The organism is Streptomyces sp. SA15 (genome assembly GCF_002291145.1).
Classification (GTDB): Bacteria; Actinomycetota; Actinomycetes; order Streptomycetales; family Streptomycetaceae; genus Streptomyces.
This window is the reverse complement of the sequence record NZ_NTGE01000086.1, coordinates 1-8,773: the sequence shown is the minus strand read 5'-3', so window position 1 is coordinate 8,773 and position 8,773 is coordinate 1. Positions and strand designations below refer to the sequence as shown.

Below are 8,773 nucleotides of genomic sequence, written 5' to 3'. Positions count from 1 at the left end.
ACGGGGTGACCACTGTGCTGGGCCGGGGTGTGGACAAGTTCCTGGAACTGGGTCCCGGTGGTGCGCTGACCGCGATGGTCGAGGAGACCCTCGACCACACCGGCACCGGCGCGGTCTGCGTCCCCGTGCTGCATCCCGAACGCCCCGACACCGAGTGCCTGACTCTCGCCCTCGGCCGGATCCACGCGGCCGGCGCCTCCGTCGACTGGTCCGCGCTGTTCGGCGGCACGGGCGCCCGCACGGTCGAACTGCCCACCTACGCCTTCCAGCACAAGCGGTACTGGCTCGATTCGCTCGCCACCGTCAGCGGCGACCCCACGCCCCTGGGGCTCACGGCGACCGGTCACCCGCTGCTCGGTGCGGGTGTGGCCCTGCCCGACTCGGACGGCTTCCTGTTCACCGGCCGGCTCTCCCTGACGACGCAGCCCTGGATCGCCCATCACGCGATGCTCGGCACCGCCCTGCTGCCGGGCACAGGGTTCGTGGAACTGGCGCTGCACGCCGGCGGGCAGGTGGGCTGCGAGTGCGTCGAGGAACTCACCCTGGAGGCACCGCTCATCCTGGGCGAACAGGGCGGGCTCGCCATCCAGGTGGTGGTCGGCGGACTCGACGACAGCGGCCGGCGGAGCGTCACCGTCTACTCGCGGCCCGACGACGAGGGCGACGAGCACCCGTGGCTGCGCAACGCCACCGGCATGCTGAGCGAACACCGAGGAGCGGAACCCGGCCCGGAGCAGACGGTGGCCTGGCCGCCGGAGGGTGCGACGGAGATCGATGTCGACGACTTCTACCCGGCCCTGGCCGAGGCCGGCTTCACCTACGGACCGGTCTTCCAGGGCCTGCGCGCCCTGTGGAACAAGGACGGTGAGCTGTTCGCCGAGGTCCGCCTCCCGGACGAGGCGGGCGACGGGGACGACGGATTCGGCGTGCACCCGGCCCTGCTCGACGCCGCCCTCCAGCCCCTGGCGCTGGGAGTCCTCGGCGGCACGGCCGACCACGAGCCGATCAAGGGCGGCATGCCCTTCGCCTGGACCGGAGTCCGGCTGCACGCCACCCACGCCACGGTCGCACGGGTCCACCTGGCCCCGACCGGACGCGGCAGCGAGGTGTCCGTGACGGTGACTGACGACGCCGGGCTGCCGGTCGCCACGATCGAGTCGCTGGCCATGCGCGACCCGGCGCTGGAGCAGTTCACCGGCTCCGCGCCGCGGCAGGACGCGCTGTTCCACCTGACGTGGAACCCGCTGCCCCGCGGATCCCGCGAGGTCTCCGGGGAATGGGCGATGCTCGGCTTCGACCCCCTGGAGATCCGGTCGCGCCTGGTCGAAGCCGGCCTCACCGGCACGCCGTACCTCGACCCGCAGTCCCTGATCGACAGTCTGGAGGCGGGCGTGCCCGCCCCGGCGGTGGGGGTCATGAGCTGCTTCGGCGGGGACCAGGGCGGCATCGTCGCGGCCACACACGAGGTCGTGCGCCGGGTCCTGGAAGTGCTGCACCACTGGCTCGCGGACGCCCGTCTCGCCGGCTCCCGCCTGGTGCTGCTGACCCGGGGCGCGGTCCCGGCCATGGACTCGGACCGTCCCGACGACCTGGCGGCCTCCGCGGTCTGGGGCCTGGTGCGGGCGGCACAGTCGGAGCACCCGGGCCGGATCGTGCTGATCGACGTCGAAGACGACCCCGCCTCGTACCGTGCGCTGCCCGCGGCGCTCGGCACAGACGAGCCGCAACTCGCCCTGCGCGCGGGCGCCCTGAGCGTTCCCCGGCTGGCCCGGCACACCGCGGCGGCCGAGGCCACCCCGGGCTTCGGGCCCGACGGAACCGTCCTGGTAACCGGCGGCACCGGGGCACTCGGCGCGGTCGTCGCCCGCCATCTGGTCGCCGTGCACGGCGTACGGCACCTGGTGCTGGCCGGCCGCCGCGGTGAGAGTGCGCCGGGTGCGGCCGAGCTGCTGGCCGAACTCACCGGACTGGGCGCCGACGTGCGGATCGTGGCCTGCGACGTCGCCGACCGTGCCGCGCTGGCGGCGCTGCTGCGGGACATCCCGGCCGAGCAGCCGCTCACCGGAGTCGTGCACACGGCGGGCGTGCTGGCGGACGCCACCGTCGAGTCTCTCACCCCGGACCAGGTCGAGACGGTGCTGCGGGCCAAGGCCGACGCGGCCTGGCACCTGCACGAGCTGACCGAGGGCGCACCGCTGCGGGAGTTCGTGCTCTTCTCCTCCGCTGCCGGGCTGCTGGGCAGCCAGGGGCAGGCGAACTACGCGGCCGCCAACTCCTTCCTGGACACCCTCGCCGCCCACCGGCGCGCCGCCGGACTGCCCGGCACCGCGCTGGCCTGGGGCTGGTGGGAGCAGCCCGGCGGCATGGGCGCCGGCCTCGGCCGTGCCGAGCGCGCCCGGATGGCCCGTGCCGGTCTCAGCGCCTTCACCGCCGAGACCGGCATGGCCGCCTTCGACCAGGCCCTGACGGCGGGTACCGAGGCCCTGCTGGTGCCGATGCGGCTGAACACCACGGCCGCCCGGGCGGCCGGCGAGCAGCAGGTGCCGCCGCTGCTGCGCGGACTGATCCGTGCCCCGCACCGTCGGGCCACCCGGTCTGACGACCGGGCCACCTCGCAGCTGCACGAGCGGCTGGCGCGGGCCGCCGAGTCCGAGCGGTCGGCCATGTTGACGGACCTGGTCCGGAGCGAGGTTGCCCAGGTGCTCGGGCACAGCGGCGCAGAGGAGATCGAGGACACCGGCGGGTTCGTGGAGCTGGGCTTCGACTCGCTCACCTCGGTCGAACTGCGTAACCGGCTCAACGAGCGCACCGGGCTGCGCCTGCCGTCCACCGTCGTCTTCGACCACCCGACGCCCGCCGAACTCGCCGCCGCGCTCAGCGACCAGCTGCGCACCGCGGGCGCCCCGGCGGCAACCGCGGCCGGCGCGCCCACCGACGGCGACCGGGGGCAGGACACCCCCGCAGCCGGCGGCTCCGACCGGAGCGACGACCCCGCGGTCGTCAACGGGGTGGAGGCGCTCTACCGGCGCGCCGTCGCACTGGGCCGACTCGACATCGGCCACATCATGCTGCGGAACTCGGTCGCCCTGCGGCAGAGCTTCTCCGACCCGGACGAGCTCCGCAGCGGGCCGACGCCGGTCAGGCTCGGTGAGGGAGACCGGCACCCGAAGATCATCGGGTTTCCGTCCCAGTCGGTGTGGGCGAGCAACCAGGAACTGGTCGCCATGGCGGCGCCGCTGCGCGGCCTGCGGGACGTGTGGTCGCTGATGCTTCCCGGCTTCGTCACGGGGCAGCCGGTCGCCGCCGATGTGGACGCGGCCGCCGAGTACGCCGTACGTCTCATCGAGGACCTGGTCGGGGATGAGCCGTTCGCCCTGTCCGGGCGCTCCTCCGGGGCCCGGATCGCCCACGAGGTGACGGCCCGGCTGGAGGAACGCGGCCGGTCGCCGCAGGGCCTGGTGCTGATCGACAGCTACCTGGCCGGCTATGACTCCACCTCCTACATCACCCCCGTACTGGAGGCGAAGTCCCTGGAACTGGAGAAGGACTTCGGCCGGATGACCGGGACGCGTCTGACGGCGATGGCCGCCTACTTCGGAATGTTCGAGCACTGGCAGCCCAAGGAGATCTCCACCCCGACGCTGCTGGTGCGGGCCTCCGAGTGCTACGGCCTGGAGCCGGGGCAGGAACAGCCGCCGGCGGAGCAGTGGCAGGCTGTCTGGCCGCTGCCGCACGACGCCATCGATGTGCCGGGCAACCACTACACGATGCTGGAGGGCCACGGGGACGTGACGGCGGTGGCCGTGCACGAGTGGCTGACCCGGCAGGCGACGTAGCCGGTACGAAGACGTAGCCGGCACGGCATGACGGGCCGTGCTCCACCCTTGCTCGCGGTGGAGCACGGCCCGTCGGCGGGCGCGGGACGCGCGCGAGGGAACGGCGGCCGGGCGCGGGAACGCAAAAGGGCCCGGCAGGCGCGTCGACCTGCCGGGCCCGTGCCGCTCCGGGCGGCTACCAAGTGACGGGCAGGCTTTCGAGACCGCGGATGATCGAGGCGGACTTCAGCCGCAACTCCGACTCCGGGACCGCCAGCCGTACCGACGGCATCCGCTCCAGGATCGCCTTGAACGCCTCATGCAGCTCGATACGGGCCAGCTGCGCGCCCAGGCAGTAGTGGATGCCGGCGCCGAAGGAAAGGTGCGCGTTGTGCTCGCGTGCCAGGTTCAGCCGCTCCCCGTCATCGAAGACCTCCGGGTCCCGGTTGGCGGTGGCGACCGCGGGGAGGACCACGGTACCCGCCGGCAGCACCTTGCCGTTGCTCAGCTCCACGTCGGCGGTGGTCAGCCGCGGGATGATGCCGCCGGTCGTGGTGAGCGGCACGAAACGCAGCAGTTCGTCGATGGCCCGCGGCAGCGCGTCGGGGTTCGCGCGCAGCTCCTCCAACTGGTCGCGGTGGTGCAGCAGGTGCACCAGGAACATGCTGAGCTGGTTGGCGGTCGTCTCGTGGCCGGCGCTGAGGATGCCGATGCTCAGCGCGGTGATCTCGCGCTCGGTGAGCGTGGGGTCCTCCTCGCTCACCTTGATCAGCGCGGTGATCAGGTCGTCGGCGGGTTTCTCCCGCTTGGCGGCGATGAGTTCACCGAAGTACCGCACCAGGGAGACCGTCGCGGCCTCCTTCTCCACGACCTGGCTCCAGTCCCCGAGCAGCGAGTTGGACCAGGCGTGGAACGTGTCCTGGTCCTCGGCCGGCACACCGAGGAGTTCGCAGATCACCCGGACCGGCAGCGGGACGGAGAACGTCTTGACCAGGTCCACCGGGCGGGGCAGGGTCTCCATCTCGTCGAGCAGCTCGGCGACCAGCTCTGCGATGCGCGGACGCAGCTGCTCCACGTTCCGCGCGGTGAAGGCCCGGGTGACCAGCTTGCGCAGCCGGGTGTGCTCCGGCGGGTCCATGCCGACGAGCGACTCGTTCATCAGCTTGCCGGTCTCGGTCTCCGACATGGCCGCGGCCGCGCTGGCCATGACCTTGCTGCTGAACCGGGAGTCGACGAGCACCTTACGGACGTCGGCGTGCTTGGTCACCATCCAGCCGGTGATGCCGTCGGGGAACTTCACCTCCACCACGGACTCGCCGTCCCGGATCTCCGCCAGTTCGGGGGGCAGTTCACGCACCGAGGGCGGATCGGGGAAAGGGAACGCTACGGGCTCGGAAGGCGCTTCGGCCATGACATGCTCTCCAAACTCGTGAAGGGTGTCGAAACGCAAAGGGGCGGATCAACGGCTTCTCGCAGGCTATGCACGCCCGGCCCCTAGACCCGCCCCCTAAGGGGCCCCACTGGTCTCCCCGCCGTTGTGTGCCACCGGCGGGGAGGTGAGTGGGGTGTTCTGTCACTGCGTGGTGCTCCTGGCCATCGCGAGGAGCGCGGCCACGTCCATGGACTTGATCTCCTCACTGCGGTCGGCCGCCCGAGGCCCGTCCGCCGCACCGTCGCCCGCCAGGGCGAGCAGCGTGTCGAGGAGGCCGTGCTCCCGCAGCCGGTCCAGCGGGATGGACAACAGGGTGCGGCGCACAGCCGCCTCCCGGTCTTCCTCGGGCGTCCCGGCCCCCTCCGCCGCGTCGTCCGGGCACAACCTGCCCACCAGCAGGGCCACCAGCGCACCCAGCGTCGGATAGTCGAAGACCAGGCTGACGGGCAGGCGCAGACCGGTCGCCGCATTGAGCTGGTTGCGCAGCTCCACGGCGGTCAGCGACGTGAAACCGAGGTCGCGGAAGGGCCGGTCCGTCTCGATCCCGTCGGGGGACCCGTGTCCGAGCACCTCGGCGATCCGCTCGCGCACCAGCGCGTGCAGGGTCTCCTGCCGTTCGGCGGGTGTCATCTCCGCGAGCCCGCGCCGCAGCCTGGCGCCCGCGTCCTGGCTACCGGCCTGCGCCGACCGTCGGCCCGGGGTGCGGAACAGGCCGCGCAGCACCGGCGGGAGTGAGCCGGCGGCGCCCTGGGCGCGCAGCGCGGCACCGTTGAGCCGTGCCGGGAAGAGCACCGGCTCGGCGCTGCGCCAACCGAGGTCGAACAGCTCCAAGCCCTCCTGAGAGGGCAGCGCGGACACGCCGCGCATGGGCGTGCCCGCGGAGGCCGCCTCGGTGAGACCGCCGCCCATGCCGCGCTCGGCCGCCCACAGACCCCAGGCGAGCGACGTGGCAGCCAGCCCGCGCCCGCGCCGGTGTCGGGCGAGAGCGTCCAGGAACGTGTTGGCCGCCGCGTAGTTGCCCTGTCCGGTGCCGCCGAGGGTGCCCGCGATCGAGGAGAACAGCACGAACGCGGACAGGTCCAGGTCGGCCGTCAGCTCGTGCAGATGTACCGCGGCGTCCACCTTGGGTCGGAACACCCGATCGATCAGCTCGGGAGTCAGCGCGGCCAGCAGCGCGTTCTCGGCGGTCCCCGCGCAGTGCACCACGGCGGTCAGCGGGTGCTCGGCGGGGATCCGGCCGAGCACCTCCGCCAGTGCCTCGCGGTCCGCCGCGTCGCACGCCACCAGGGTCACTGTCGCCCCCAGCTCACCGAGCCGGGCGAGCAGTTCGTCCGCGCCGTCCGCGTCCTGGCCCCGCCGGCTGAGCAGCAGCAGGTGCCGTACGCCATGCCGCTCGGCCAGACGCGTGGCGACGAGCGCGCCGAGGCCACCGGTCGCCCCCGTCACCAGCACCGTGCCCGCCGGGTCGAGCGCGTCGAGTCCCGTGCCGGGCACGTCATCGGGGGTCTCTGCCACCGGCGTCCGGGACAGTCGCGGCACCAGCCCGGCACCCTGGCGCAGGGCGATCTCGGCTTCCCCGGCCGCGACCGCGCCCGGCACCGCCCGCGCGGACCCGGGGTCGCGGTCGAGGTCCAGCAGCACGAACCGGCCCGGGTTCTCCGACTGGATCGAGCGCACCAGCCCCCACAGCGCGGCGGAGCCGAGCCCGGTCACCGGGTCCTCGGGCGAGGTGCCCACGGCGTGACCGGTGGCCACCACCAGCGGCACCGTCGCGAGCCGTTCGTCGAGGTCCTCGGAGATCCACGCGCGTGCCGCCGCCAGGACCGCACCGGCACGTTCCCGGGCGAGGGCGGCGTGGCCCCAGCCGTCCGGATCACCGGCCGTCAGGTCCAGGACGACGAACGCCGGCACGGGGCCGCCCGCGGTCAGTGACGCGGTCAGCGCGGCCAGGTCGGCGTGGTGCTCGGCACCGCTGCCGGGGCCCGCCCACCGCGGTGGCTCGGCGGGGTCCGCACCCAGGACCGCCCACGGGGCGTCGTCGTCGGGAGCGGGCAGCGGGACGGGCGTCCACACCATGCTGAACAGCGAGGCGTGGGCGGCGGGTTGCCCGGCGCCCGGATCGGCGGCGTCGACCGGCCGCAGCAGCAGCGAGCCGATCGTGGCGACCGGCGCGCCGGTGCCGTCCACGGCGTGCAGGGCGACGGCATTCTCCCCGGCAGGGGAGAGGGTCACATGCAGGGTGGTGGCCCCGGTGGCGTGCAGGGACACCGCGTTCCAGGCGAACGGGCGCAGCGGCTGCCCACCGGTGTCCAGCAGTTCGCCCAGGCCCACCGCGTGCAGCGCCGCGTCCAGCAGCGCGGGATGCAGGAGGTAGTCGCCCGCCTCCTCGTGCAGTTCCTGGGGGAGGCGGACCTCCGCGAAGACCTCCCGGCCGCGCGACCAGGCCGCCCGCAGGCCGTGGAAGGCCGGTCCGTAGGCGAACGGGCTGTCCGCCAACCGCTCGTACAGGTCGCCCACGTCGATGCGCTCCGCGCCGTGCGGCGGCCAGACGGCGGGTGCCTCCCCGGCGCCGGGGCAGGCCGGGCCGAGCAGACCCGTGGCGTGCCGGGTCCAGGAGTCGGCCGAGATCCCGTCGTTCATGCGGGCGAAGAACCCGATCTCGCGTCGCCCGGTCTCGTCCGGGGCGTTCACGGTGAGCTGGAGGTCCAGGTCGCCCGTCTCGGGCAGCAGGAGCGGCGCCTGCATGGTCAGTTCCTCGACGTGCGGGCACTCGACCAGATCACCCGCGGCCACCGCCAACTCGACGAACGCGGTTCCCGGCAACGGGATCGTGCCCATGACGCGGTGATCGGCCAGCCACGGGTGGTCGCGCAGCGAGAGGCGACCGGTCAGGACCAGGCTGTCGGACTCCGCCGGCTCCACGGCGGCCCCGAGCAGCGGATGCCCGGGGGAGCGCAGGCCGGCCGCCGTCACGTCGCCGGAACCGGCGGCCGGCGGGCGCAGCCAGAACCGCCGGCGCTGGAAGGCGTAGGTGGGCAGGTCCACGCACCGGGCGCCGGTGCCGTCGAAGGCCCTGGTCCAGTCCACGGGCGCCCCCGCGACGTATGCCTCGGCGAGTGACGCCAGCAGTCGGCCGGGGCCTGCGTCGTCGCGGCGCACGGAACCGGAGGCGTGGGCCGCGACGTCCGCACTGTCGATGATCTCCTGGACGGCCATGGTCACCACGGGGTGCGGGCTGATCTCCAGCAGGATGCGGTGTCCCTCGTCGATCGTGGCGCGTACGGCGGCCTCGAAGGCGACCGTCTCCCGCATGTTGCGCAGCCAGTAGTCGGCGTCGAGCCCGGAGGTGTCCAGCTGTTCCCCGGTGACCGTGGAATGGAAGGCGACCGACGACGACCGCGGCTCCAACCCGGCCAACTCGGTCAGCAGGTCGTCCGTGAGCGCGTCGACCTGCGCCGAATGCGAGGCGTAATCCACCGCGATACGACGAGCCCGCACCCCCGCCTCCCCGCACTCCGCCAACAAC

At 73.5% G+C, this 8,773-nt stretch carries 3 protein-coding genes; 1 reads left to right on the top strand and 2 read right to left on the bottom strand.

Going from position 1 to position 8,773, the window contains the following annotated elements; genetic code table 11:
• Positions 1-3,836 (top strand): type I polyketide synthase (locus CLM62_RS16225; protein ID WP_143659088.1); only part of this gene is annotated, 3,836 nt, incomplete at its 5' end.
• A 175-nt stretch (positions 3,837-4,011) separates the two neighbouring features.
• Here CLM62_RS16225 and CLM62_RS16220 read toward each other — a convergent pair.
• Together CLM62_RS16220 and CLM62_RS16215 are read right to left on the bottom strand one after the other, a co-directional pair.
• The gene (locus tag CLM62_RS16220; protein WP_257003875.1) at positions 4,012-5,172 is read right to left on the bottom strand and encodes a cytochrome P450; all 1,161 of its coding nucleotides are present in this window, start codon (positions 5,170-5,172) and stop codon (positions 4,012-4,014) included.
• A 216-nt stretch (positions 5,173-5,388) separates the two neighbouring features.
• Positions 5,389-8,773, bottom strand: a 3,385-nt coding sequence (locus CLM62_RS16215) for an SDR family NAD(P)-dependent oxidoreductase (RefSeq protein ID WP_143659087.1), incomplete at its 5' end; no start/stop codon positions are given.